The 26,075-nt window shown below is 46.9% G+C and carries 23 protein-coding genes; 8 read left to right on the forward strand and 15 right to left on the reverse strand.

Annotation, left to right across the window (positions count from 1 at the left end):
• Nucleotides 1-76: 76 nt before the first annotated feature.
• From C170_RS18585 to C170_RS18640, 12 genes are all read right to left on the reverse strand, one after another.
• A complete protein-coding gene (locus tag C170_RS18585; RefSeq protein ID WP_051447280.1) occupies nucleotides 77-1,279 on the reverse strand; it encodes a GerAB/ArcD/ProY family transporter in 1,203 nt (400 codons plus the stop codon).
• Nucleotides 1,280-1,335: 56 nt separating this feature from the next.
• A complete protein-coding gene (locus C170_RS30845; protein ID WP_036612790.1) occupies nucleotides 1,336-1,557 on the reverse strand; it encodes a hypothetical protein in 222 nt (73 codons plus the stop codon).
• The gene (locus C170_RS18595; RefSeq protein ID WP_051447281.1) at nucleotides 1,550-2,749 is read right to left on the reverse strand and encodes a Ger(x)C family spore germination protein; all 1,200 of its coding nucleotides are present in this window, start codon (nucleotides 2,747-2,749) and stop codon (nucleotides 1,550-1,552) included. The genes C170_RS30845 and C170_RS18595 overlap by 8 nt, the downstream gene beginning before the upstream one ends.
• A 4-nt stretch (nucleotides 2,750-2,753) precedes the next feature.
• Nucleotides 2,754-4,349 (reverse strand): spore germination protein, encoded by a 1,596-nt coding sequence (locus tag C170_RS18600; protein WP_051447282.1) that lies wholly within the window; start codon nucleotides 4,347-4,349, stop codon nucleotides 2,754-2,756.
• A 174-nt stretch (nucleotides 4,350-4,523) separates the two neighbouring features.
• The gene (locus C170_RS18605) at nucleotides 4,524-4,859 is read right to left on the reverse strand and encodes a hypothetical protein (protein ID WP_036612792.1); all 336 of its coding nucleotides are present in this window, start codon (nucleotides 4,857-4,859) and stop codon (nucleotides 4,524-4,526) included.
• 44 nt (nucleotides 4,860-4,903) lie between these two features.
• The gene (locus tag C170_RS18610) at nucleotides 4,904-5,605 is read right to left on the reverse strand and encodes a pirin family protein (protein ID WP_036612794.1); all 702 of its coding nucleotides are present in this window, start codon (nucleotides 5,603-5,605) and stop codon (nucleotides 4,904-4,906) included.
• Between the two features lie 296 nt (nucleotides 5,606-5,901).
• Nucleotides 5,902-6,315, reverse strand: coding sequence for a DoxX family protein (locus C170_RS18615; RefSeq protein ID WP_100528505.1), 414 nt, complete (start codon nucleotides 6,313-6,315; stop codon nucleotides 5,902-5,904).
• A 50-nt stretch (nucleotides 6,316-6,365) separates the two neighbouring features.
• The gene (locus tag C170_RS18620) at nucleotides 6,366-7,226 is read right to left on the reverse strand and encodes a M56 family metallopeptidase (protein WP_036612798.1); all 861 of its coding nucleotides are present in this window, start codon (nucleotides 7,224-7,226) and stop codon (nucleotides 6,366-6,368) included.
• 1 nt (nucleotide 7,227) lies between these two features.
• The gene (locus C170_RS18625; RefSeq protein ID WP_036612800.1) at nucleotides 7,228-7,644 is read right to left on the reverse strand and encodes a BlaI/MecI/CopY family transcriptional regulator; all 417 of its coding nucleotides are present in this window, start codon (nucleotides 7,642-7,644) and stop codon (nucleotides 7,228-7,230) included.
• A gap of 208 nt (nucleotides 7,645-7,852) precedes the next feature.
• Nucleotides 7,853-9,316 carry a catalase gene (locus tag C170_RS18630; protein WP_036612802.1) on the reverse strand — a complete coding sequence of 488 codons (1,464 nt, stop codon included), beginning with the start codon at nucleotides 9,314-9,316 and terminating at the stop codon, nucleotides 7,853-7,855.
• Between the two features lie 288 nt (nucleotides 9,317-9,604).
• A complete protein-coding gene (locus tag C170_RS18635) occupies nucleotides 9,605-10,411 on the reverse strand; it encodes a winged helix-turn-helix transcriptional regulator (RefSeq protein ID WP_036612804.1) in 807 nt (268 codons plus the stop codon).
• Nucleotides 10,387-10,782, reverse strand: coding sequence for a Fur family transcriptional regulator (locus C170_RS18640; protein WP_036612807.1), 396 nt, complete (start codon nucleotides 10,780-10,782; stop codon nucleotides 10,387-10,389). Before C170_RS18640 ends, C170_RS18635 begins: the two co-directional genes overlap by 25 nt.
• Nucleotides 10,783-11,054: 272 nt before the next feature.
• Between C170_RS18640 and C170_RS18645 the strand changes: the two genes are divergently transcribed.
• Nucleotides 11,055-12,167 carry a GGDEF domain-containing protein gene (locus C170_RS18645; protein WP_036612810.1) on the forward strand — a complete coding sequence of 371 codons (1,113 nt, stop codon included), beginning with the start codon at nucleotides 11,055-11,057 and terminating at the stop codon, nucleotides 12,165-12,167.
• Between the two features lie 138 nt (nucleotides 12,168-12,305).
• Here C170_RS18645 and C170_RS18650 read toward each other — a convergent pair whose 3' ends face one another.
• A complete protein-coding gene (locus C170_RS18650) occupies nucleotides 12,306-13,244 on the reverse strand; it encodes an aldo/keto reductase family protein (protein WP_036612812.1) in 939 nt (312 codons plus the stop codon).
• 153 nt (nucleotides 13,245-13,397) lie between these two features.
• A complete protein-coding gene (locus tag C170_RS30170; protein WP_051447283.1) occupies nucleotides 13,398-15,035 on the reverse strand; it encodes an ATP-binding response regulator in 1,638 nt (545 codons plus the stop codon).
• 481 nt (nucleotides 15,036-15,516) lie between these two features.
• Between C170_RS30170 and C170_RS18660 the strand changes: the two genes are divergently transcribed.
• The 3 genes from C170_RS18660 (at nucleotide 15,517) to C170_RS18670 (ending at nucleotide 19,039) form a co-directional block, all read left to right on the forward strand.
• The gene (locus C170_RS18660; protein WP_051447284.1) at nucleotides 15,517-17,478 is read left to right on the forward strand and encodes an anaerobic ribonucleoside triphosphate reductase; all 1,962 of its coding nucleotides are present in this window, start codon (nucleotides 15,517-15,519) and stop codon (nucleotides 17,476-17,478) included.
• Nucleotides 17,475-17,984 (forward strand): anaerobic ribonucleoside-triphosphate reductase activating protein, encoded by a 510-nt coding sequence (nrdG, locus tag C170_RS18665; RefSeq protein WP_036612814.1) that lies wholly within the window; start codon nucleotides 17,475-17,477, stop codon nucleotides 17,982-17,984. Before C170_RS18660 ends, nrdG begins: the two co-directional genes overlap by 4 nt.
• Before the next feature lie 215 nt (nucleotides 17,985-18,199).
• On the forward strand, nucleotides 18,200-19,039 hold the full coding sequence (locus C170_RS18670) for a methyl-accepting chemotaxis protein (RefSeq protein ID WP_036612816.1): 840 nt from the start codon (nucleotides 18,200-18,202) through the stop codon (nucleotides 19,037-19,039).
• A 152-nt stretch (nucleotides 19,040-19,191) separates the two neighbouring features.
• On the opposite strand, the gene C170_RS18675 is transcribed toward C170_RS18670, so the two are convergent.
• The gene (locus C170_RS18675) at nucleotides 19,192-22,014 is read right to left on the reverse strand and encodes a glycoside hydrolase family 3 C-terminal domain-containing protein (RefSeq protein ID WP_036612818.1); all 2,823 of its coding nucleotides are present in this window, start codon (nucleotides 22,012-22,014) and stop codon (nucleotides 19,192-19,194) included.
• A gap of 369 nt (nucleotides 22,015-22,383) precedes the next feature.
• On the opposite strand from C170_RS18675, the gene C170_RS18680 reads away from it, so the two are divergent.
• The 4 genes from C170_RS18680 (at nucleotide 22,384) to C170_RS18695 (ending at nucleotide 26,035) form a co-directional block, all read left to right on the forward strand.
• Nucleotides 22,384-23,928 (forward strand): FAD-dependent oxidoreductase, encoded by a 1,545-nt coding sequence (locus tag C170_RS18680; protein WP_036612820.1) that lies wholly within the window; start codon nucleotides 22,384-22,386, stop codon nucleotides 23,926-23,928.
• Between the two features lie 295 nt (nucleotides 23,929-24,223).
• Nucleotides 24,224-24,553, forward strand: a complete 330-nt coding sequence (locus C170_RS18685) for a PadR family transcriptional regulator (protein ID WP_036612821.1) — start codon at nucleotides 24,224-24,226, stop codon at nucleotides 24,551-24,553.
• Nucleotides 24,546-25,139 carry an HAAS signaling domain-containing protein gene (locus C170_RS18690; protein ID WP_036612823.1) on the forward strand — a complete coding sequence of 198 codons (594 nt, stop codon included), beginning with the start codon at nucleotides 24,546-24,548 and terminating at the stop codon, nucleotides 25,137-25,139. The genes C170_RS18685 and C170_RS18690 overlap by 8 nt, the downstream gene beginning before the upstream one ends.
• On the forward strand, nucleotides 25,136-26,035 hold the full coding sequence (locus C170_RS18695) for a DUF4097 family beta strand repeat-containing protein (RefSeq protein WP_036612825.1): 900 nt from the start codon (nucleotides 25,136-25,138) through the stop codon (nucleotides 26,033-26,035). Before C170_RS18690 ends, C170_RS18695 begins: the two co-directional genes overlap by 4 nt.
• Nucleotides 26,036-26,075: the final 40 nt, after the last annotated feature.

Here is a 26,075-nt window from a genome sequence, read left to right on the forward strand (position 1 = left end):
AGGGTACTTCTGTGGAGGGAAACTGTACTCTCCCTCTTTTTGCCCGTTCATCTATAAGGATTTTTGATGGGATGTATCAGGAAGGCTGGAGTTCTCCGCCATGAGAATCTTTCCGTCTTTTCTCTCCGTCCTTCTCCGAATCAGCCGATTTTTGTTCCGGCTCATGCTTCTCTTTCTTTGGCTGGTCTCCCGCTCTCTGTTGGGTAGATTCTTTTTTATCCTTTTTGCGAGGACGAAGGAAAAGAAACAGCACGATAGGGAACAGTACTTCAAAAACAATGGCAATCCATGTCCATTCTCGAGTAAAACGATTGAGCTGAATGGCATTTCGGAAGAACCAGAATGCACAGACAAATCCGACAAGGGCAATCGGGCCTGTCAATACCTTCCCCGATACGTTCGGAATGATTCGCTTCAATCCCCAGCAGACAAAGTACAGGTCAAATGCAATCTTCGTAATCATAGTAGGCAAGGTTGCCGCTGCCAGCGCAAGGTCAAACCGATCCAAGAAATCACTGATTTGCAATTGTCTTGCCAGTTCATAGGAGGGATACACCAACCTTGAAGCGATAGGAACTCCAATGGAGGTAATAGTCTCCACAAGGATTAACATCATCAGGAGTGCAGAGAGGATAATACCTGACACAACCGATTTATATCGAAAATCACTGCCCTTGATAACAAAAGGTAATGCAATCATCTCTCCGTAAAACGAAAATATGTACCAACTCCCCTTGCCCACTCCCGTAACATCAACGTGAAAATACGGCATCAAATTATCCATATTGATCTGTTGAATGAGCATGAAAGGCACAATCACGGAGTTTAAGAGAAACAATGTCACATACAACTCCGACATACCGATTAAGGAGCCGAGCCCACCTCTAACGATAAAAACTCCCATAACGATCAGAGATAACACAATGATGGAGATGGGCGTGGTCTCTAACAAAGTTATGCTGATATAATCCCCCGTTAACCGGATATCCCTCGCAAACACAAAGAAAAAAAACAAAATGTACATCAATCCTGCGAGCCTTCCCAAAAAGGGGAATCGCCCAGCAAGGGCTTGAAATAGATCCTGATCCGGAAATCTCCGCTGGACCCGACTTAACATCCACATGGATGCAAGCATCACTACGACTACAGGTATATACGAGAGATAAGCGTGTTGTTCCGCATAGTAGATAGCTTGCGCGTGAGGCTGAATTAACGTTCCTGAAATACTGAGCAGCAGCACGAGCAGGATCATCTGACGGTGTGTCACTCTCTGATTCATGATATACCTCCTTTCCCTCTCGCGATCTCGCAAACTTAATGCATCCTGTCCACAACCTAGGGCAGTGGCAGTAAGCGCTGGATAACGTGGCTTATCCATACCGACACAAATAAGGTTTTGCTTAGATTAGTCACATAGAACCAAATGCCTGTAGCCACTGCTATCAAACTATAGGATAGCCAGCGATTAATGGCAGCTGCCTGTTTTAAATGTCTGAAATCCATCAAAATGACCACGATTACCATGGCCAGGAAGGTAAATAAGAGTGGTTTAATCATGTACAACTTCATCCTCTCCGACGCCAATTGGTTTATTGCTCACCCCAACGTTTTCAATAATGACATGGGGAGTAACCGTCACCTCGACTTCAGGGTATATGTCATCCCAGCGATCCTTCATCGTGTCCCACTTGGCCGGCAGATGTTGATGAATGGATCGACCGATTCCAAGAATGTCCGCATGATATTTTCCCTGAACCAACCGGACACCTTCCTCGATATCCAATTTTATTTTCTCGTGAATGGCTTCATTTATCTTCTGAATCTCATTCTCACGTCGGTCACCATAATTGGATTCGTTATCTACGAGAACTCCCTTGGCATATAATTCAATATTCACGGTGACCTTATCAGCCTTGATACTGGGATGTAGTGAAGCGTTGTTCTCGTTCAACTTGATGAACATATCTCCATCTCCGCCAGGAGCTTTAACCATAATCTCCGGCGCATTGGCTTCGCCCATAGCAAGAATGAGCGCATCAGCTGGAGCTTTGTCAATCATGCCAACCAACTTATCTTTCTTGAAGATGGCCAATCCATCCAGCTTGATGTTTGTTTTGGCGTCCTTCCACCCTTTTGGAACATTGCTCACTTTCGAAGCGACCGGCAGGAATGGATCGACACCTTCACTCAGAATGGCATCTATAAACGTTTTAAGTGAACGTGGATTACGCATATTGAGGAAGCACAGTTCCCGCACCATCTCGGATGGAAACTTCTCTATAGGTGCATCCGTATCCATGACCTCATATGCTGCACCTTTTGTGACCACTGGCAATGCAGAGAATCGGTTCAGCGGATACCGCGTAAACAGATCAAGCATGGAGGCCACGCCATCCCGGGCAAGCTCCTCACCAATAAGCATCGTACGGCGATGCGCATAATAGATTGTTCGTGAGAGTTCCTTTTGACCTTCAATAGACGTACCATGCAATGATTTGGCTGTATTGGATAACATGAACCAGGATTTATCCCCACTCGTGCCGCCTCCGCCTCCCTCACTACCGGAAGAACCGGATTGTCCCGGCAGAGCAATCTGAAGACTGGATCTGTAATTGTCCCCCTCCTTATCGACAGCAATACCAATCACAAAGGCAACATCGTTAATCTCCTTACGATCCCAGCAACCTGAAATAAAAGTGGTACATAACAACAGCGCTATCACTGCCCGGTACTTATATATGAACTGCATGGGTTCACCACCCTTCCTCAGCTTCAGGGGAACCGTTGATCTTTTCGGTCATCCGTTTCTGATCCCGATGTACCGTAGAAGGACGATTGATCATTTTCCACCATGGCACACGAATGAGAATGTCTTTGGTATCTGTTTTACTGTACGGGCTAAGACCGGAGAGATATGGGACACCGAACGAAGTCATCTGTGTCAGATGTACCGAGATCAGAACCAAGCCGATGACGATGCCATATAGTCCAAGCATACCTGCCAGTAACATGATCGGAAATCGGAGTAGACGCACCGTAATCGCGAAGTTAAATCGCGGGATCGTGAAGGAAGCTATTCCTGTCATGGATACGATAATAACCATCGGTGCGGATACAATCCCCGCTTGAACTGCGGCCTGTCCGATCACAAGTGCACCGAGGATACTGACAGCCTGACCCACTGTTTTGGGTAACCTGACCCCCGCTTCCCGGAGAGCTTCGAACGACAGCTCCATAATGAGCGCCTCAACCAAAGCTGGAAAAGGAATGGCTTCCCGGGCACCTGCGATACTTAGAATCAGCGTAGTTGGCAGCATGTCCTGATGAAATGTTGTAATAGAAATATACAAGGCTGGCAGGAACAGAGCGATGGCTACGAATAGGAAGCGAATCCACCGCACCAGATTACTGATGAAGAATCGCTCGTAATAATCCTCGCTGGCTTGCAGCATCTGCCACATCGTGACTGGAGCAATCAGCGAGAATGGGGTTCCATCTACCATAATGGCAAAGCGTCCTTCCAACAGATTGCCTGCAACGGTATCCGGCCGCTCCGAGTAGTGCATCTGAGGAAAAGGGGAATACGGATGATCTTCAATCAATTCCTCGATATAACCCGTCTCCAGGATGCCATCAATATTGATTTTTTCCAGACGTTTCTTAACATCTTGAATCGTTTTTGGATCGGCAATACCTTCCAGGTAGGTCAGCACAATATCTGTCTTGGTGTCTGTTCCAAGGGTCATACTCACCATCTTGAGAGCAGGTGTTTTCAGCTTGAACCGCAATAAGGCCGTATTCACACGGAGCGTTTCCGTAAATCCCTCCCGCGGTCCCCGAATCACGGATTCTGTCTGCGGTTCCTCCACACCACGTCTGACTCCACCTTTGACATTGAACATCCAGGCTTTGTTACTTCCGTCGACCACCAGAAGGGCAGAGGATGCCAGCACCCCTTCTGTCGCAGCAGCCCAGGTATCCACTCGCTTCACCTGTGTTAGCTCAACGGTTGTATCATCCAGTGGAACATCAGGTTCATCTGTTCGCTGCTGCACCAGCCCTCGAATAATCGGTCGCAGCATGTGTTCCTGGATATCAGCCGAATTGACAATACCTTCAATATAGACGAGAAGTCCTTTCACTTCAGGCGTAATCATGACGTTGCGAAAAACCACATCAGAACAATCGGAGAATATCTCCTTTACCGCCTTAATCTGAGTTTCATGTACTGCACTAATTGGCTGCCGAAGAAAAGGCGGGGACGGCAGTCCCAAAGGAATATGTTTTTTTTCTTCTGAAGCTCGTCCCGGTTGTCCGGACTTGTCTTTCCCAGATGTTTTGTCTGCCATATGCCGCCCCTCCGTTCTTGTTTTTATACAAGGTAGCTTGTGCCAGACAGCAGGGAATTATGTGGTCTTTTTTGCAAAATTACGATTAAATTCTCTGAGTTTTTAGACAGCAAAAAGGCCTCTGTATTTAACAGAGACCTCTGAGATGTTCCAAGTTCTATAGGTACTTATAAGTTAATCCGCAAAATAATCTTCAGGCACATAACGAATCTCCGACTTCGCATAGATGCTTAGCGTGTGACTCTCCCTGTCGTATACTACCCGTTCACCATCTACGTAGTACCAGTGTTTCAAAAGGGGCTGATCCTTGCGTTGGACAAAACGGAATACATTCAGTTCCTGTCTAAGCTCCATAATCTGTTCCACAATCTGCTCGTCCAGACCCGTAACGGTAAATATGAAACTTGTACCCTCCTGTTGGAACCGATAGGACAGGGAATCTGTTTTGCTATTAGCTAATCCTCGTCCGGTCACCGCATGTTTAACCATAAACCATTCCTGTTGCGCCATACGTGTATATCCTCCTTCATCTTGGAGTTCATTTCATCAGCCATCTACGGCAAATCAATAATCATATAGAACGTATCTTCGTTTCCTTGCAGTTCGATTGAATCCCGCTGTTCCACACGAGCCGTGTCGCCTTCGTTCAACAGGTACTCTCCATCCAATCCCAGCTTGCCTTCGATGGAGAAAATGTACATTCGGCGGCCTGCATCCTGATTAAAGGTTAACGTTTCGTCTTTGGCTAATCGGCCAAGGTAGATCGTCATATCCTGATGAATGGTCGCAACTCTTGGTCCCCCATCTGGGGATACAATCGGCACGAGTGCTCCTGCCAATGCCGCTGGATCAAATGATGTCGTCTCATAGGAGGGCTCCAACCCTTTTGTCTGTGGCATGAACCAGAGCTGAAGCAAACGTACTTCTTCGGTATCGGATGCATTATGTTCGGTATGAATCATGCCACTGCCTGCTGACATCCGCTGGATACCACCAAAGCCTGTAACGGCTACATTGCCCAGATTATCTTCATGTCGCAACTTGCCGTTCAGTACGATCGATACAATCTCCATATCACTATGCGGGTGAGCTCCAAAACCGCGACCAGGCGCAATCACATCGTCGTTCGCTACCCGCATCGGTCCAAACGCCGTATTCTCCGGGTCTTGGTATTCTCCGAAAGAAAAGCTGTGACTACCACGGAGCCAGCCTCGATCGAAGCTGGAGCGGGCATCGGATGGAATGACGTTAATCATAAAATGCATCCTCCTTATTTTTTCTTAGTAGCATACTTATTCTCATTGTAACAAACCATAGGCATGTCGTCCAAACAAGGTGAAACGGCTGTCGCGTCCTCTAGCGGCTCAGCGTGTTTCATTCCGAAGAAATATAGAGAAGGATGGTGAAATAACATAACTCCCTATATTTCGAAAAAAGTTCTCTACTGATCAGCCCGGTTCGCAAATCAATTCCCGAACCGGCCTGGCCAATAAAGAACCTCGTTACAGGACTCATCCTGCACTTCATTATTTTTTAGCGATCGTTAGTCAATTCAAGCACTCACATTCTGGCGAGCGTTCCCCTGTCTGGAGAACAGATAATCCACGGCCAGGAGGCGGCTTCCTGTGAATAGCAGTGTCAGGGAACCCGCCAGCAGCAGGTAATCTAACTCGGTACCACTCAGGAACGGCTCACCCACTTTGGCTGTAAACAGAACGCCAACCATCACGATGGCAAACAGGGCAGCAAACACACGTGTTCCCAGACCCAGAATCATCGCTGCACCACCTACCAACTCAATGATGGCTACAACGGATGCAAGAAATCCGGGAATACCAATGCTTTCGAAAAAACCTACCGTACCGCTGATTCCACCTTCGAATTTACTCCAGCCGTGCAATACAAAGATCAAACCGATCATAATCCTTGAGAAAAGTAATCCAATCTCTACACTTTTATTATTCATGTTCATCTTCCTTCCTCATTATATTCGACTTCACATGTAGCCCAATTAATCTATCCGATGGACCAAACAAACAAGATAGACAGCAATAGAAAAACAGTAGCCGACATCAGAACAGCATAACGTGGCAACCTCAGCGTCACGTCCTGTTCCGGGTCCAGCAGACGTGAAATTCGGACATTCACCGACGTATCCGCAAATGAGGATTGAACGGTCAGTTCTTTCGCCCCCCAAGGTTCAGGACAAGCACGGAGCAACTTGAGCAAAGCACTGCCAATGCCTGCCACATTGCCTGTACGCTCAATGGCCTCATTGTCTGCCAGAATTTCTCTCACAATATTGTAATGTTTCGAAGTATGCTTCAATACGGGAATGTACGGCATCATGATTGCAAATACCGATAACAGTGTTGTCTTCAGTGGGTCACGGTGCCACAGATGATGGACTTCGTGGTACACAACTGCAGTCTCCTCTTCTGCATCCAGCATCGTCAGAAGTCCCGTGGAGAGTACGATGCAAGGTCTCCATAAACCAATTGTAAATGCAACCGGAGAATGCTTGTCCACCACAATGAATCCCGGCTGTCCGAGATGGTGATACTTGGACTCCAGTTCGCGAGACAATGCACGCACCTCCATGGAGCGAAGCTTACGTACGGCTGCTCTGGTTTTCATCATACGCACCATTAACAACCAACCTGTTCCCGCAAATGTCAGCAATACCAGTGCCAGCAGGAAATGTCCCACGGATAACCATCCCAGTCGACTCATCCAATGATTGCAGAGCCAGAGCAGGTTAAACGGGATATCCCAGCCAAAAATTTTGTACATCGCGTACATGAACATCTGTATGAACACGAGTAACGGAATGCCAAACCCGACGGTAAACAAAAGTTTCGAGCGGGTCTTCCACATCTTAATCGCTATCCTTTTTCCATTGTTTGATCTTCTGTTCCAAGCGTTCAATCAGACCCGCATCTGCTTCGTCCAGCGCATCCAGCATATGATTCAATGCCAAAGCTCCGAATTCATCCACCAACTCATGTGACAGTTCCTTGGATTGGTCGTTCATAAACTCCTCCTTGCTCTGTACCGGTTGGTACAAAGATGTTCTGCCCTTTTGTGACTTTCCGAGAAGTCCCTTGTCTACGAGCCGGTTCATCACGGTCATGACTGTATTAAAATTGACGTCTTTGTCTTGTTCAAGTGCGGTCTGCACTTCACGGATGCTACTGCCAGGATGAGCCCATAAAATGTCCATAATCTTGGCTTCCAGCGGACCGAAAAATCGGTTGAGCCCACGCTCACCCACTTTGAAATTGTGTATTCTCATTTTCTGACACCCCTCACACTACCCATTGTAGTGCCATCAAATGAGAAGTCAACCTCTATGTCAGCTATTTTATGTAAATGATTTGTAAATTTGTTTTCCATTTCAGTAAAAAAGGCCAAAGACCGGGAGTTCCGCACGTTCGCGGCTCTGCCCGGTCTTCAACGAATATTAGTCCGTATGATGTTGTAGAACATGGTCAAACTGTACTTTATTTTCCATCCTGTGACGGCATATGTGCAGAAATATCCACGCCGAGTCCATGAGCCAAACGTCCGCCAAGCTGTCCATCCGCTCGGAAGAAGTGGCACAGGGCACGCATTTGAATATCAACAGATACGCCCTTAAGGTCATTGATCAGATTATCAAGCAAATGTTGTTGCTCTACAGGAGTAAATGAACGGAAAAGCTCCCCTGACTGCGTATAATCATCCGTCTTCTCGATTTTCTCTCTTGTAACATGCCCTTGCAACGGAACCTGACTGTCCCGGTATGCCGGATCTTCTTGCGGGCTGTTTCCTGAACTGTTGGGTTCATAGTTCACCGGAGTTGGGTCCTGATTCACATTCATGAGTCCATCACGCTGATGATTACGAACGGGTGCGTACGGGCAATTCACCGGAATTTGCAAATAGTTCGGTCCAAGCCGGTGACGCTGTGTATCTGGATAGGAGAATAGGCGTCCTTGCAACAATTTGTCTTCGGAAGGCTCAATTCCGGGTACAAGCGCACTAGGAGAAAAGGCCGCCTGCTCCACTTCAGCAAAGAAGTTTTGTGGATTCCGATTCAGGGTCATGGTTCCTACCGTATGGAACGGCAATACATCTTCAGGCCATGTTTTGGTTGGATCGAGAGGATCAAAAGAAAAATCATCCATTTGCTCCGGCTTCAAGAGCTGTACCTGAAGCTTCCACTGCGGGTATTGCCCGTTCTTGATATGTTCATGCAGGTCCCGGGTAGCATGATTAAAGTCCTGTCCTTGTACCTCGGCAGCTTCCTGACGAGAGAAGCCTCGCACGCCTTGTGCAGACTCCCATTTGTATTTCACATAGTGGACCTGTCCCTGTGCATTAATCCATTTGAAAGCATGTACGCTGAAACCATCCATCTCCCGATAACTTGCTGGTGTGCCCAGATCAGAGAACAACCAGGTCATCATATGTGTTGATTCCGGTGAGAGGGTCATAAAGTCCCAATATCGGGCAGGTTCCTGAATGTTTGTATCCGGAGCCGGCTTCAAGGAATGCACCATATCAGGGAACTTCATCGCATCACGAATGAAGAAAACGGGCAGATGATTACCGACAATATCATAGTTGCCTTCCCGTGTGTAAAATTTGACGGAAAATCCACGTGGATCTCGTGCAGTCTCTGGTGATCCCGTACCATGAATAACGGTTGAAAAACGAACCAGCACATCCGTCTCCGTACCTGGATCTTGTAGGAAGTCAGCTGTTGTATAAGCCTTCATACTCTGCTCCAGCGTGAATACACCATGAGCTCCGGCACCTCTCGCATGTACGACTCTTTCGGGAATACGTTCACGGTCAAAGTGGGCTATTTTCTCAATGAGATGGTAGTCTTCAAGCAGTGTCGGCCCTCTTCTGCCTGCTGTGCGGGAATTCTGGTTGTCACCTACAGGTGCTCCCTGATTCGTTGTCATACGTTCTGTCATCATGTCGTCCTCCTCTAATGGGTCTCACGGCTGTTATATATCTACTATTAAAATCATATTCGGCTTCGGTTTAAATATACATTTAGACTTGATCTAACTGTTAAATTGATTCTAACATGTCCCACTCTACTCTTGCATGAGGTTCACATGAGATTAAGATGAGGTTCTTCAACATTCATGAATGAACTATGAACATGTTTTAAGGGAATGATTCTGATCTGCCTCTCTATTAGGTAGTACCCGAAAAAGCATGAAGTGAAAGATAAAATTTGGGCAAAAAAAAGCGGACTAATCCGCCAGGCGGTAGCCCACTCCTCTTACTGTTACAATATATTGCGGCGAAGACGCATTATCGCCCAATTTTTTGCGCAAGCTTTTGATATGAACATCGACCACATTACTTCCACCCGTAAAGTCCGTCTCCCAGATATCGCTGAGCATTTCCTCACGGGAAATGACTGCACCTTTGGCATCAATCAGCTTGAGTAACAGATCATATTCGGTCTTGGTTAGATGAATCCGGTTATTATCGCGCTGTACACTCATCCGTTCACGATCGAGCCACAGATCTTTGAATCCGATACGGTGCCCTTCCTCAGGCAAAAAACCACGGTTGGGCAGAGCAGGGCTGTTGCCAATCATGCGCTGCACTCGGTAAAGTGCTTCCTGCGGGCGTGCAGGCCACACCAGCAATTCCTCCTGAAGCATCGGTCCACTTGCACTGCCAATCATCTTCTCACCAACCAGATACAAACAAGGGGTTGTATGCTCAGCCTCACGATTCAATCGGCTGCTAATGCCGGCAAATGCATCGATAGTTCCAGCAACAGACAGATCATAGATCAACAGATCAAAGACAAGACGCTCATGCAGATCCGGTTCCCAGCGATGGAAGACCAGTACATCAAAGCAGCTATCCGTTAAGGCCTTTACCAGTTCATGAACCTGCCCCGGCATCGGGCTGATCAGAATAACACGCCGTGTAACCGGACAATTGTCCACAAGGGGTGTTGAGTCAGACAAGGCTGGTTTAACCCTTAGGGGTAAACGGCGGCCAGGCAGTTTTATTTTTACTTGATCCGTTTGTTTCTGCATTCCCCGCAGACACCTCCAAAGACCACATGAGCATGATCGATTGCATATCCGGTTTCTTCAGCTACCTGTTTCATCCATTGTGGAGGAACTTCCGTCATCACCTCGTCCACTTTGCCGCACACTTCACACATAATGTGCTGATGATCATCCATACGGGCATCGTACCGGCTTGCTGTCTCTCCGAGTTTAAGTTCCCGTATCAATTCTTTGTCCGTCAGATAACGAAGAGAATTATACACCGTACCATAAGCAAGATTATATCCTTGTTCCACGAGTCGATTCATGACATCAGCAGCTGTCGGGTGATCCTCTGAATGGCGCACCACATCATATACCGCTTGCCGTTGTATCGTCAGATTTAAAGTTCTCACAACCATTTCTCCTTTATTATTGATCCATTTTATATGAAATCAGACACTGATCTTCTACTTATGATGGTCTTCCCAAAAAGAAGGAATATATTTTGATTTAGATTAAGTATAAATCTCATTGCATATTGAAGTCAATATCACTCTAATATCCTGTATATGCAAATAAAACATCTTTCCCAGCAATCCCCTCATAAATTTGGGATATTATGGTTCGCTACAGCACCACTTTTCAGATAAAATATAGGGATGTGCGTAAAAAGGGGGAATGTCGGTTGTTTAGCACTTTTTTCATTAATATCTGTGTCATGATTACGTTTATGTATGTGTCCGGGATCATCGCAAAGTTCTATAGTATCCGATTGCCTTTTCCCTCGTTACGTGTTCAGTTGATCGGCGGCTTATTATTCGGTATATATGGCACAGTACTCATGAACTATTCTTTCCCTCTGAACGAAACTACGATTGTAGATCTACGGCATCTGGCCATCGTTACCGCAGCGGTATATATGGGAGGATTGGCTTCGGTCGTTACGGGACTCATGATCTCGGTCATTCGTATTCTGATGTTCGGCTTATCATCCTCTGCCATAGATGCAGGTTTTGTCATGACTCTGATCGGACTGTCCGGTGTATACTTCGCCTATGCTCCTTGGTCCAGACTGACCAAAATAATTACAATGAATCTGCTTGGCATGACATTAATCTTTATCATCCTTATGTTGAATACAGACAGCATGAATTCATTAATGAAGATATATCCGTTACAAATGACCATTTCTTTTGCCGGTGGATTATTTATCTATTTCATCGCAGAATTCATTAATAAATCCAATGAAATGTTATTTCTATTGGAAAAAAGAGCTTCTACCGATCATCTTACCAACCTGAGCAATCGACGACAGTTCGAAAAATCACTTCAACTGGAACTCCAGCGTGCGCGGGATTACCAACAGAAGCTTTCCTTGCTTGCCATTGATATTGACCGATTCAAAAAGGTAAACGACACCTATGGTCATTCCGCTGGCGATGCGGTCCTGAAGCAACTTGGACAACTGCTTGTTGAGCATGCACGTTCTGCTGATATCGTGTCACGAAACGGTGGGGAGGAATTCGCCATTCTCTTGCTCGACTGTGGACACCGTCAGGCCGTGGCTACCGCCGAATCTATACGACAGGCTGTAGAGAAATACCATTTTGCTCTGCCTGACGGGCACACGACACGTCTAACCATCTCCATTGGTGTAGCCGTGTACCCCGATCATTGTGATGATCATGACGATGACGATTTCTTCGAACAGGCCGATCGTGCTTTATATGAAGCCAAGAATACAGGGCGTAACCGTGTGTGCGCCTTAACTTTTCGTTCCTTGCCTCTTACGCTTTAAAGTAAGATCTAACCCTTCATTAATCTAACCTTTCAACGCTCCAAAAAAGGGATGTCTCGTTCGCCTATTCAGGCGCACAGGACATCCCTTTCTTTATAGATCATTGCATATCATCTCAGCTTGTTTGCTGACAGGAGATCAAGCAAGGATGCTCTCAATCTCCTCCACAATGGCAGCATCCAGCTTCACGCCAGATGCAGCCGCGTTCTCTTTTACCTGCTCGGGACGACTCGCCCCTACAAGTGCACTGGATACATTGTTCTGGCGCAGAATCCAGGCAAGAGCCAGTTGGCCCACCTTCAGATCCAGCTTGTCCGCCACTTCAATCAGTTGACGAACTTTCCCGATACGATCCACATTGATCTTTCCTTCGTCCCATCCTAGCTTGGCAGCACGGCTATTCTCTGGGATATCGGAAACGGACGTATATTTCCCGGTCAATAGACCTTGAGCAAGCGGGGAGTATACAACTTGTCCGATGCCTTTACGCTCACCGAGCGGAATAATTTCATTTTCGATATAACGGTCAAACATGTTGTACACCGGCTGATTGACCACGATACGATCCAGGAGCAGACGGTCTGCTGTACCCAACGCAGCTTCCATCTGAGCCGCTGTCCACTGGCTGACGCCTACATATAACACTTTGCCTTGGCGTACCAGATCATCGAGAGCACGGAGTGTTTCTTCAATTGGTGTTTCGGTATGATAACGATGGCAATAATAGATATCCACATATTCAACGCCTAGGCGCTTCAAGCTGGCTTCACATTGCTCCTTGATATGTTTGCGAGATAACCCCTGGTCATTCGGACCATCACCCATTTTGCCAAATACTTTGGTTGCAAGTACATAAGAGTCACGGGAATATGCTTTGAGCGTCTGCCCAAGCAGTTCTTCTGCTGCGCCCCGTTCGTATACATTGGCAGTATCAAAAAAGTTAATGCCTTCATCAAATGCAGTTTCAATTGATTTCACCGCATTCTCACGTTCCACATACCCTCCGTACGTCAGCCAGCTTCCCAGGCTAATCTCGCTTACTTTCAGTCCGCTTCCACCTAATCTGCGATAATCCATTGATTGCATATCCTCCTCTATTGGTTATAAAGATGAAGTTCACTTTCTATTGTAACGTAACCAGCTCGGAATAAAAGGGCTTTGGCTCAGAAAATGGAAAACGAAAAAAAGCGCACCTATAAGGTGCGCCGATTAAAGATCTATGATCATGATTTAAGGCAAAGTAATGCTCAATGCATTCAACAGATCAGCCTGTCTGACCGGCTTGGTCAGAACAGCATCAAAGGCCTCTGCTTCATGCAATTCAATGTGCATACCATAAGGAACAAGAACAATGACGGGCAGATTCTCCAGTCGCTGTTTCAGTTCATGTACAAAATCAACCGCGCCACCTTCCATTAATCCCATATCCACAACGGCTACATCCGGCATGAATCCTTCCTTGATCCAATCATGCGCTAATGTCAAACCCGAGGTCATGTGTACATCCATCTCCCACCTACGCATCAGGGAAGAGACACCTTGCAAAATGTCAGGGTCCTTGGCAAGTAACACCTTTTTCCCTTTTAACCGCTGCTGAACACTTGCGAGCTGAGGTAACTCCCAGTATCTGCGTAACGGAAGTGAAATGTTGAATTCCGTCTCATTTTCCTTCACACTGCTCACCTGAATACGGCCATGCATGAGAATGGCAAGATTCTGGCTTACAGCTAAACCCAGATTGCTTCCAATCAGTTTTTGGATATTCAATTTTTCATCTTGGCTGTTAAAGGATGGTTTCTTCTTGTCCGATAACATCTGACCCGTGTACTTCACCTTGAGCTGAAGTGTACCGGTCTCCTCCAATTCTTCTCCGTTCACCACTGCTGTGATCAGAACGGAACCTTCACGCGTTGAATCGAGAGCATATTGAATGACGTGTGCAAGCAACTGTCCAATCTTGACTTCATCACCAACGAACACTTGAGATACATTCAGTTCAAGATTTAATCCCAGCTCAATGTTCTTGCCCGTCGCAATCCCGGCATAGAGATACACGGTATTCTCAATGGTACCTACCAGATCAAACGGATCATCATGTATAACCGTTTTACCTGCTTCATTTATGTTGAAATTCATCATATTATTCAGCAAGGAAAGCAGAATATTGCCGCTTGTCTCAATCATGTTCACATATTCGGACTGCTCCTCAGGCATATCCGGTGTGCGCATCAGATCTGTCAGTCCCAAAATACCGTTCAAAGGATTGCGAATCTCGTGACTCATTAGCTTCAACATCTGTGTTTTGGTCATAGCCTCAGATTCGGCACGTTCTTTCTCTGCCTGGAGCTGTTCTTGCATTTGTTCCGAATCACTCAATTTCTGCTCCTGAACATGCAACGTGCTTTCCAGATCAACAACATAACCCAGGAATACAGCCATCGCCTTCAGTGTCTTCATATCGGTTTCGCTGATCACATAACCAGGATCATCCATCAGACAGATGGTACCAAATGTTTCGCCCGATCTTCTCATAATAGGCACGCCCACGAAGAAGCGATTGCCAAGTCCGCTCGTAACGCCCATGGATCGTGTCATCGGATGTTCACATGTATCCGGGATCGTAAGCACGTTACCGTTGTCTCTTAATACCAGGCTGCAATATGAATCCGTAAATGGAAGTGCACTGCCTTTAACAACTAACTCTTCCGTACGATTAAAGGCCTCCAAAATGACATTGGTCACCCCGTCATTCGTGGCAACAAAGATGGTATTGACCTTCAATATACCGCTTAATACGTCTACGATATGGGCCGCAGCTTCCTTTATATCTTCATAGAAGCCTCTTGTAATGCCTTCTGCCGTCCCCATGATTCACCCCTCTTATCTTAGCTGCACTTTCAAATCTGTATTTCAGAATGTTTAATCACGTACAGGGGTCATCAAAAATCCGAATAGCTGTCACAATCTATACTTATATGATTAACACCGTAGAAGTATAAGAGAATCATACTCCCTGCCTATTGCCCATTTGTGGACAAAAGCAGGTCTTAAACGGATGGTTTAACGACCGCGAATTCATTGCAACTCGCCTTTTCAGCTTGATTAAAGTCCATCTTGTCCGACTTCGGATATTATACTTGCAGAATAACTAGAAATTATACGCTTCCGCTCAGACTTTGGGAACCTTTATCCGTAGCAATTAAAGGAAAGTCCACTTTGTTCAGTAAGCTGTGTGATCATTATCACACCCAAAAAACCACATATAGTTTATAAATGGATAAGACGAATCTACATATAGTATTTAACGTGAATTGAATGATAACCAAAATCATTTTAGGAGGAACCTTACATGAACATGCTTGAGTATGCCACCCCACTGGCATCCGATCTATTATCCGACCTGGGAAGACGAATTATTGGCGCAGAAGACGCCGATACGCTGAGGGAAAATGCGAATCTGAACGGGGATTCCTTCAGTGGTAAGATGAGCAGGCTCGGTTCGGAGACCGCCAAGTGGCATGCTCTGCGTCATGTGTTGCCGGAAGAGCTTGCCCAAGCTGTGGAGAATGGGGATCTGTATGTACACGATCTGGATCAGTATGCACTTGGAACGACCAACTGTATCTTTATCCCGTTTGACCGTCTCCTTGCTGCGGGTTTCAACACAGGTAACGGATCGGTTCGCACACCTCAGACGATCATGTCTGCCATGGCTCTGGTTGCGATCATCTTCCAATCCCAGCAGAACAGTCAATATGGCGGTGTATCGGCCAATAAAATTGACTGGGATCTGGCCCCTTATGTACAGCGATCGTTCCGCAAACACTACCGCAAAGGGCAACGGCTCTTTGGTGAAAATGTTCTGATCGGGGATGAACAGCTTCATCTGGATAGCATCGAAGCGAAGAATCAATGTCCGCGGGCATATGCCTTCGCCTATGAAGAGACTGAATTGGAGACAGGACAAGCTGCTGAATCACTGATTCATAACCTGAATACGATGAGCAGCCGGGCGGGTGGTCAGATTCCATTTACTTCACTGAACTATGGATTATGTACTTCTGCGGAAGGACGGTTGGTATCACGCTCGTTGCTGGAAGCAACCATTCGTGGCCTGGGCAACGGGGAGACTCCCGTGTTCCCTCAACATATTTTCCAATGTAAACAGGGGATCAATCAGGCTCAAGGAGAGCCGAACTATGATCTGTTCCGGCTCGCAGTCACCTGTTCATCCCGGCGGATGTATCCTAACTTTGTCAATGTGGATGCCTCTTTCAATCTGCCTTTCTATCATCCGGAAGATCCGGATACGATCATTGCAACTATGGGATGCCGCACACGTACACTGGCTGACCGGTTTGGTCGCAATCGTCAAAGTGGTAAAGGTAATCTGTCCTTCAACACCATTAACCTCGTGAAGCTCGGCATCCGGTTTGGCATCTGCCAAGGTGCAAGAGCTGTCGCTGACCGAGCCGGATTCTATACTGCTTTGGAGTCAGTTATGCATAATGCCGCTTCCGGCCTGTTGCACCGCTACCGAATTCAGACATTGCAGCCTGCCAAGGCATCGGACTTCATGATGCGGGAGGGTGTATGGGAAGGTGGAGAACAGCTTGGCCCGAACGAGCCGGTTGCCGAGCTTTTAAAGCATGGAACATTATCTCTTGGTTTTATCGGACTCGCGGAATGTATGACAGCTCTCTATGGGCGCCATCATGGGCAGGACCCTCATGTACATCGCGAAGCGCTCAACATTATTCGGACCATGAGAGAGTTCTGTGACCGGATGAGCGAGCAGCATAACTTGAATATCACCCTGTTTGCCACACCTGCTGAAGGGTTGTCCGGCAAATTCACGAAGATCGACAGAGAGCGTTATGGCATTATTCCCGGAGTGAATGATCGGGAGTATTATACGAATTCATTCCATATCCCGGTCTACCACACGCTTCCAGCATATCGGAAGATTGAACTGGAGGCACCGTTCCATACGTTATGTAACGCGGGTGCAATCTCCTATGTGGAGCTTGACGGAAACGTTCGGGCCAACACCGCAGCTTTCCTGCGAATTGTACAGTATGCACTGGCGCAGGATATCGGTTATTTCTCCATTAATCATCCAATTGATCGCTGCCCTGCATGTGGTTATGAAGGCGTCATTGGGGATGTATGCCCAAGCTGTGAAGCCCATGAGAACCATGTACACTTCCAGCGGTTACGCCGCGTAACTGGCTATCTGACCGGAGATTACAAAGTACGCTTCAATGCTGCTAAGCAAGCCGAAGTGCGGGATCGGGTGAAACACCGGTGAATCTATATGGTTACATCCCGGAATCGGTGAATGAAGGAATCGGCCTGCGTGCCGTGTTGTTCATCAGCGGATGCCGTCACGCCTGTCCGGGCTGCTTCAGTCCGGATTCATGGAGCTTTCGAGCGGGGGAGCCCTTTACAGAGGAGCGGCAGCAGCAGATTCTGCATGAAGTGACGACCCATCCATTGCTGGATGGCGTTACGTTGTGTGGTGGTGATCCCTTTTTCTCGGTAGCAGAATGTACGTCTTGGGTCCAGCAGCTCCGCGCTGCACGTCCTGATTTGACGGTATGGGCCTACACGGGATTCGAATATGAAGAACTGATTACCGACCCTGCAAGAGCGGAGCTTGCCCGGTTGTGCGATGTGATTATTGACGGTCGATACGTTGAAGCGGAGCGTGATGTTTCCCTTCCCTTCCGCGGCAGCCGGAATCAGCGTTTGATTGATGTCAGTGCAACACTAGCCACTCGAACCATCGTTACAATGCAGCTCAGTATGCTGTAACATTGGTTTTATTCCCCTCACCAACTAACAAGGCACGGGTCCCCAGCGGACTCGTGTCTTGTTGGCGTATAGCGGTCTTCTTTAAGAAATAGGTTTTATCCATTCTCTCTATTTTCTTCTCTATTGCATGACGATATATAATATAGGTAGTTATTAAGTTAGCATTTAAAATTTAACCGTTTACATAAGGTAACCAGGGAGGAATCATCTTTTATATGGATATTGTTCAAGCATTAATTACATGTATGCCTTTCTTTCGAGATACGATTCGTCAGGATGTAACCCTCTCCGTGATTGATCATGAGAAATTCCTATATTTCTCAGCAGGGGAATCGTTAAAGCAACTGAATTATCAACCCGGCGACCCTCTATTGGATGGAAATCGAAATTTTGCTGATCTCAACGGCGGTACAGTCAAACGATTCGATCACTACCCTAAAGATTTATTCGGTGTTCCTTTTGACGTGGCTTTTATCCCCATTAAAAATGAAAAAGGTGAAGTCATCGCCCTGTTTAACCTGCTCTACAGTATGGATGACCAGGATCAGCTGCAACAGCTCATGGATGCTACCGAAAATCTGACCAACCAGTTAATTGACAGTGTACAGCATGTAGCTGCACACTCCGAGGAACTCAGTGCCACAACCGAAGAGATCCGGAACAATTCCAAACAAGCCGTACAGAAATCAGGCAATGTCACTCAGGTCGCCAGTTTCATTCGTGAAATCTCCGAGCAAACCAATCTGCTTGGCTTGAATGCAGCTATAGAAGCTGCCCGTGTAGGGGAAGCTGGTGCAGGTTTTGGCGTTGTTGCCAAAGAAATTCGCAAACTGTCTGTCGATACCAAAGAAGCAACGGCCCGTATTGAAGATTCTCTTCTCTCGGTTCGGCAATCCATTCAAGGCATGGAGAATGAACTTGGTGAGATCACTGCAAGCTCCCAAGAGCAGGCTGAACTCGTAAACAATTTCATGAGCACAATTGAGCAACTGAATGAAACCAACAAACAATTGAAGCAATTTGTGCAAAAAATGATTACGTTTGACGGTAAATAAAAATACGTGCGATGGCAAAGCATTTTGTATAATTCTAGTGTTACCGCTCAGGATAAAAGAGTTGGACAGGAAGAAGCATCCCGATCCAACCAGCGTATAGACCAACAAAAGCCTCCGAATGCATTCGGAGGCTTTTTCATGAGCTATTTGACTTAACGAATCTCAAAGTGACTGATGCGCACACCCGCAGACAACACAATGTATACATCCTGCGCACCTGATGCACCTGTGAGTTCCGCCTTCACGGTAGACCACTGCTGGGCTTCACCTTGTGCCAGTTCCACACGTCCTGCGAGCGTACCGTCTGGTGAACCGAGTCGAACTTCCAACACAGCGCCTGCTTTTTCCGCGGATACACGAGCTTCAATTGCTGCTGCCCCACTACCCAGATCGGCATCCTTAAAGGCAATCCATCCTTGCTCACCAACTACACGGACAGCACTTCCGCCCTCTTTGCTTTCATCCAGATCAACACCCAGGTAAGCATCATAATTCTCGGCACGAGTAGCCACACCCAGATTACGGGCAGGGATCGTCTCTCCTTCTACCGTCAGGTCTGCAACCAGCTGAACATCGGAGGATGACTTGGCAACCATAATAGAGTAAGTTCCACTTTCCACGACATACCGATCACGAGTTACATCCCAGATTGCCAGTTCCTGAACAGGCAAAGTAAAGCTGACCTTCGCTGTAGCTCCCGCTTCGATATGAAGACGACGGAATCCTTTTAACGTTTTGAGTGGACGTTTCACCCGGGATTTGCCTGCACGAACGTACAACTGTACAACCTCGTCGCTGGCAATTGAACCCGTATTGGTTACATCTACAGTTACCGTAACGTTGCCCTCTGTACCCACTTGAGCTGGGCTAAGTTCCAAATTGCTGTATTTAAATGTTGCATACGTCAGACCATGTCCAAACGGATACAATACATTGCCTTCAAAATATTGATATGTCCGACCAGATTGAATGATATCGTAATCCTTGATGTCGGTCAGTTGATTTGCCGATTGTACCCATGTCATATTCAGACGGCCTGCTGGTGCATAGTCGCCATACAAGACGTCAGCTACTGCGTTACCCAGTTCCTGTCCTGCGTGTGAAGTATACAATACCGCCGGGATGTTCTCCTGAACCCAGTTGGATGTGAACGGATAACTACCCACGATGACAACTACCGTGTTCGGGTTCGCGGCATAGACCGCCTCAACCAGACGTTGCTGGGATTCGGCGAGATCCAGACTTGGACGGTCAATCTCTTCTTTACCATTTACAAGGGGATTATTACCAACAAAGACAATCGCCGTTTCCGCAGCCTTAGCCGCTGCTACCGCTTCTTCAAGTCCGTTCACAACCACATCCTGCTTGAACGTCTCTGTGGCACCAAAGGTTTTCAGTTCCTCGGACACTACGAATGCATCGTTTCCACCATTAGGTGCAGTCACCGTTTTGCCATTCCAAGTAGTCAGACCTACACTGCCATCCTCTTGTGGCAACAGGTGGAATACTTCCTTCACGAACCAGCCGTACACTTCATCAGCGGAAGCCGTAACGGTCTCTTCATCTGTGGTCAGATATTTGCCGTTGCTTTCGGCCTGCAAGGTATAACTTCCGAAGCCCCAGTCGGAAACCATGAACGTCTCCGCTTCTCCCGAAGCAATCACAGGTGATTTTTCACCTTCTGCCAGTCCAATTTTCTTCCCACTGGCTACGGAAGTTAACGTAATACGGTCATTACCATCCTTAAACGATACTTTATCGTTGCCTACTTTGCCACGGATCGCTTCAAGCGGGGATACGTTATAAGGCATGGTGCCTGCATACCAGTCACGATACACGGTTCCGCCCAATTGACCAATCACAGCCACTTTACCAGCTTTTGTTTTGTCCAACGGGAGCGTGCCTTTGTCGTTTTTGAGCAATACTACTTGTTCTCTGGCAGCTCTGAGCGACAGTTCTTTTGCTTTCTCTGTCATCATGGACTCTTCACCAATAGCAGCATACGGGTTGCCTTCTTCCGGATCGAACTCGCCTAGACGGAAACGCACACGGAACGTATTAAACAACGCTTTGTCGATGTCATCCATCGTAAGTGTACCTTGTTCCAATCCTTCACGCAGTGCCTGTTTGGACAGCTCAGCATCATCGGTGATGCTATCAATTCCAGCTTTAACAGACTCTACCGTACCTGGTGTGTGGGAATCATAGTATTTATGATCATTCATGATGCCCATTACGTCACCTGCATCACTGACAATGAAACCATCCATGCCCCATTCACCTTTGACAATCTCGTTCACAAAAGGATGCAACAACGCTGGCGTACCATTAATAGAGTTGTACGCCGTCATCATGGACTGTGCGCCGCCTTCCTTAAATGGCTTCTCAAACGCCTTCAGATAATATTCACGCATGTTGCGCGGATCAATGCTGGACGAACCGCTTCCGCGATCCACTTCGTTATTATTGGCGAGGAAATGCTTCAAGGTAGCGACCGCTTTGTAATACTTTGGATGGTCACCCTGAATTCCTTTGACCAATGCTGTTGTCAGCTCGGCTGTCAGTTCCGGATCTTCACCATACGCCTCTTCATTCCGTCCCCAGCGCGGGTCACGTTCCATATCCACTGTAGGTGCCCACAGCGTAAGACCGTTCACTGCCGGATTTCGTTTATAAAATACACGTGCCTCGTCTCCGAGTACAGAGCCAATCTCTTTCATCAGATCCGTATCCCATGTGCATGCAAGCCCCACCGGTTGTGGGAAAGATGTTGCTTCTCCAAGCCAGGCCAAGCCGTGGGCCGCTTCTGTTCCATGTTTGTATGCAGGCACACCCAAGCGATCTACTGCTGGCTGATATTGCAGCATGGATTCAATTTTTTCATCTTCCGTCAAGCGGGATACAAGGTCCTTCACACGGGTGTCTAACTCTAGTGCTGTATCTTGAAACGGATATTTCGTTTGGTTGGTCGTCATATGGAATCTCCTTTGGTTATCGGTAGTTAATAAAAATGATAGCGAATACATATCTCATAAAAAATCGGGGGTTAATTCGGATAAAATCTTTCTTCCGATGGATCAATTAATCCTTTTATAATCAACGTTTATAGGTGTAAATCTTGATCTCTTTTTCAAAACCTAAAACGATTTCGGTAATCTTATCATATAGCATGTTTAACAAAAAAAACAGAGGTTCTGCGCAGGAAATTGTGAACATCCCCTCTGCAAAATCTAAACAACACCGTTTTTTCCTGGCATAGTCTGGCAATCATGAATAAGAGTACAACGATGTGCGCTGAACAACACCCCATGCGATAGATTGAAGATAATCAAGGAGGAAAAAAAATGAGCGACAATCAGCAGCCCAAGACGGGTCTGCCCCCGGTCCCCGAATCGCTGTGGCGTGCTACGCATCAATTCGATGCCTATCCAAAACTGACCGAAGATATCACCGCTGATGTAGCGATTATTGGTGCCGGTATTGCCGGCATTACTACAGCCTATTTGCTGGCGCAGACGGGTATGCGTGTAGTCGTGCTAGAGGCTGGAAAAGTATTGGATGGCACGACCGGTCATACCACTGCCAAGGTATCTGCACAGCACGGCGTCATATTTGATGAAATTATGCATCACTTCGGACAAGAACAGGCTCGGATGTACTATGAAGGCAATGCCGATGCCGCGAAGTGGATGCGTAATCTCGTGAAGGAAAAACAGATTGATTGCCAGTGGGCAGAGGAAGATGCCTACGTCTACATTCAATCGGAAGAAAACATCAAAAAACTGGAAATCGAGCTGACCGCCTATGGCAAACTCAATATCCCTGGTGAGTGGGTAGACCCACTCCCTATTCCAGTTCCCGCAAGGGCAGGTATTCGCATGCCGGGTCAGGCACGGTTTGATCCGTTGGCCTACCTGCACTACTTGCTCGATTCCGCTGTGAAACAAGGGGTTCGTATCTATGAGCATACCACCGTAACCGATGTGGAGGAGGATGCTTCCCTGCATGTCAGAACCTATGGAGATGGCCCATCCGTAACAGCGGAACATATTGTCGTGGCTTCTCATTTTCCCGTCTATGATCCCGGATTTTATTTCACACGATTACACGCCGAACGATCCTACGCTGTATTAGTCGAACCGGAGAAAGCCTATGCGGGTGGCATGTACATCTCGGACGATACACCGTACCGCTCCTTGCGTACCGTCTTACATGATGGTAAGGAACTTATCCTCTTTGGCGGTGAAAATCATAAAACTGGACAAGGCATCTGTACCTTTGGTCATTATGAACGCCTAGAGCAGCTCGCAGCGGAGACATTTGGCATTCGCAACATTCCTTTTCGCTGGTCAGCCCAGGATCTGATCTCCATTGACAAGGTGCCTTACATCGGACCGATTACCGGAAGACATGAACGAGTCTATGTGGCGACCGGGTTTGCCAAATGGGGAATGACAACTGGCACGATGGCAGGACACCTTCTTGCGGATCGCATCACTGGACGTGACAACCCTCATGCTGCCATATTCGATCCGGCAAGATTCAAGGCCGATCCTGGTATGAAACACTTTATTGTGGAAAATGTGAATGTAGCCAAGGAATTAATCTCCGGTAAAGTAGGCATTGTGCACAAAAAGGTTAGCGATATTGGTGAAGACGAAGGAGCCGTCGTTCGTCATAATGGCAAACGTGCTGGCGCCTACAAGGACACCAGTGGCAAGCTGTTTCTGGTGGATACCACCTGCACCCATCTGGGTTGCGAAGTCGAATGGAACGAGGGCGAACGTTCGTGGGATTGCCCATGCCATGGTTCCCGCTTTGATTATGCAGGCCATGTCATTGAGGGCCCTGCTGTGGAAGACCTTAAAGTCCTGGATGCACAAGAATAACCGACATTTAGCGATTAACCTGTAACCAAAGAAACAAAAGTTCATCTCACAGACCGGATCGGAATCCGCCTCCAGACGGAAGTAACCGATCCGGTTTTTGCGTATGCTGAATTATAGCTAAACAGACAGCTTCAGCTGATCATCAGTATTAAACGAACTTATTATCGATCAATCGTGATACGGAACTATTTTAAAGTCACTACCTTGCATTAAACAGTACTGGATGCTATGATGAATTCACCACTACTGAACAATATACAATAGCGATAAATGAAGCTACTAAGGAGGAACCTGTGTGAATGTGAACATCCAGTTCAAAAAAGGAGTATTAGAGCTGTGCGTCCTGGTATTAATTAACCGCCAGGATCGGTATGGCTACGAACTGGCTCAGGCGGTCTCCAAACATATCGAAGTTGCTGAAGGTGCACTGTATCCCTTGCTTCGCCGGCTTGTGAATGACGGTTACTGCACCACCTATCTTCAAGAATCAACTGAAGGCCCGCCGCGCAAGTATTACCGACTATCCGATACAGGTCGCGACTACATGACGGCACTGACGACAGAATGGAATGAATTTGTGCGCAATGTCGCAAATCTGATTGAGGAAGGAATCCCCAATGAATAGACAACAATTTATGAAAGCCATGGAAATTCATCTACGGCCGATGGACCCATTCGAACGGGCTGAGTTGCTCGCCGACTATGATCAACATTTCGAGCTTGGACTACGAGAAGGCAGGCTGGAAGAAGAGATCGCTCGGGAACTCGGACAGCCGGAAGAAATCGCCAAGGAAGCGCTTGGTGATCGTTATGACATTCATACGCCGGGTTCAGATGCGTTCTATGCACCGACGTATCGCGAAATGCGGTCACCCAGAAACAGCACCAGCGCCACTCGCAAATTTTTCACAGCCATCGGCCTGTTATTCCTGAATCTGATTCTTGGCATTCCTCTTGGTCTCACGCTATGGTCAGTATGGCTTACGCTCGCCAGCCTGTCCTTACTGGTATTGGCTCCTGTGGCAGCAGTTGTGGACTTTGTATTCCTGGGCCAACTCGATAAACCGGAAATTTTCGTTGCGATTGGCGCTTTCGGTGTCGGCATTTTGTTTGCCATCGCATCGAAGTATGTTTTTAGAGCCTTCAAAAACACTACTCTTCAATACATTCAATGGAATAAAAATATGATGAAAGGAGATGTTTCCGCATGAGTACCAAAAAATGGATTGCGCTTGCCGTGATATGTATCGGAATAGGTTTGCTCGGGACATCCATCTATGGCGTTCAGTTCGGGGATGAACGGGAGCATTATTCTAAACGATGGGATTTCAAAGCAGATGAATTGCAGAACATTATCATGAATGCTAATTTCAGTGCAGATATTGAATTTGTCATAAGCCCCGATTCGAATGGTTATATCGAAGTGGATGGTAAATGGGACCCTACCGTAGTCAAAAGCTTCGAACAAGCCACTTTATCCAAAGGCACATTCCAACTGTCTCAGACAGCACGTGAACGATTGCAATTTTTCACCTTGTACTGGAATGATCAAGACTCCACAATAACGGTTGCTCTGCCTGAAGGACACCAATTAAATGAGGTTAAGCTGGACTCCTCTTCAAGTGACTGGGATCTGACAGGTCTGAATGCCAACCAGCTTGAGCTGAACAATACCTCAGGTTCCATACGTCTGGAAAATATTAAGGCGCCCAATATTGAATTGGTTCTAACTTCTGGTGACATTAACGCTTCCATGATTGATGGAGACATGACCGTGAAACAGACATCCGGAAGCTTCACTGCTGATCAGATAGTCGGTCAAGTCAACAGTGAGATTAAATCAGGAGATATTGAGATCACTGAATTGAATGGTGCGGCCGATGTTAAATTCACCTCGGGTAGCATTCATATTGAACAGTCCCATGCTGCGCCAATCAATGCATCCGGAACATCTGGAGATATTTTCATTCAAGCTGCACCTGATTTTGACGGAATCTATGATGCTAAGGCTACTTCCGGAAGTGTCGATGTACCTGAATCGCCAATGGTGAGCCGCGAAGTGATCAAGGCCCGTACTTCTTCTGGTAGCATCGAGATTACCAGATAGTGATGAAGCCAATTTCCGAACTGTGGGTAATAATAGTATA

Source organism: Paenibacillus sp. FSL H7-689, assembly GCF_000517905.1.
Taxonomy (GTDB): Bacteria; Bacillota; Bacilli; order Paenibacillales; family Paenibacillaceae; genus Paenibacillus; species Paenibacillus amylolyticus.

What these genes read in the sequence shown, in the direction of transcription:
- C170_RS18625 (WP_036612800.1), bottom strand. Translation starts at nt 7,644, where the DNA reads ATGAGAATACACAATTTCAAAGTGGGTGAGCGTGGGCTCAACCGATTT.
- C170_RS30170 (WP_051447283.1), bottom strand. Translation starts at nt 15,035, where the DNA reads ATGGGGACGGCAGAAGGCATTACAAGAGGCTTCTATGAAGATATAAAG.
- C170_RS18600 (WP_051447282.1), bottom strand. Translation starts at nt 4,349, where the DNA reads ATGGCAGACAAAACATCTGGGAAAGACAAGTCCGGACAACCGGGACGA.
- C170_RS18650 (WP_036612812.1), bottom strand. Translation starts at nt 13,244, where the DNA reads ATGGATTATCGCAGATTAGGTGGAAGCGGACTGAAAGTAAGCGAGATT.
- C170_RS18635 (WP_036612804.1), bottom strand. Translation starts at nt 10,411, where the DNA reads ATGCAGAAACAAACGGATCAAGTAAAAATAAAACTGCCTGGCCGCCGT.
- C170_RS18615 (WP_100528505.1), bottom strand. Translation starts at nt 6,315, where the DNA reads ATGAATAATAAAAGTGTAGAGATTGGATTACTTTTCTCAAGGATTATG.
- C170_RS18595 (WP_051447281.1), bottom strand. Translation starts at nt 2,749, where the DNA reads ATGCAGTTCATATATAAGTACCGGGCAGTGATAGCGCTGTTGTTATGT.
- C170_RS30845 (WP_036612790.1), bottom strand. Translation starts at nt 1,557, where the DNA reads ATGATTAAACCACTCTTATTTACCTTCCTGGCCATGGTAATCGTGGTC.
- C170_RS18620 (WP_036612798.1), bottom strand. Translation starts at nt 7,226, where the DNA reads ATGTGGAAGACCCGCTCGAAACTTTTGTTTACCGTCGGGTTTGGCATT.
- C170_RS18660 (WP_051447284.1), top strand. Translation starts at nt 15,517, where the DNA reads ATGAACATGCTTGAGTATGCCACCCCACTGGCATCCGATCTATTATCC.
- C170_RS18630 (WP_036612802.1), bottom strand. Translation starts at nt 9,316, where the DNA reads ATGACAGAACGTATGACAACGAATCAGGGAGCACCTGTAGGTGACAAC.
- C170_RS18695 (WP_036612825.1), top strand. Translation starts at nt 25,136, where the DNA reads ATGAGTACCAAAAAATGGATTGCGCTTGCCGTGATATGTATCGGAATA.
- C170_RS18680 (WP_036612820.1), top strand. Translation starts at nt 22,384, where the DNA reads ATGAGCGACAATCAGCAGCCCAAGACGGGTCTGCCCCCGGTCCCCGAA.
- C170_RS18670 (WP_036612816.1), top strand. Translation starts at nt 18,200, where the DNA reads ATGGATATTGTTCAAGCATTAATTACATGTATGCCTTTCTTTCGAGAT.
- C170_RS18585 (WP_051447280.1), bottom strand. Translation starts at nt 1,279, where the DNA reads ATGAATCAGAGAGTGACACACCGTCAGATGATCCTGCTCGTGCTGCTG.
- C170_RS18605 (WP_036612792.1), bottom strand. Translation starts at nt 4,859, where the DNA reads ATGGCGCAACAGGAATGGTTTATGGTTAAACATGCGGTGACCGGACGA.
- C170_RS18610 (WP_036612794.1), bottom strand. Translation starts at nt 5,605, where the DNA reads ATGATTAACGTCATTCCATCCGATGCCCGCTCCAGCTTCGATCGAGGC.
- C170_RS18675 (WP_036612818.1), bottom strand. Translation starts at nt 22,014, where the DNA reads ATGACGACCAACCAAACGAAATATCCGTTTCAAGATACAGCACTAGAG.
- C170_RS18690 (WP_036612823.1), top strand. Translation starts at nt 24,546, where the DNA reads ATGAATAGACAACAATTTATGAAAGCCATGGAAATTCATCTACGGCCG.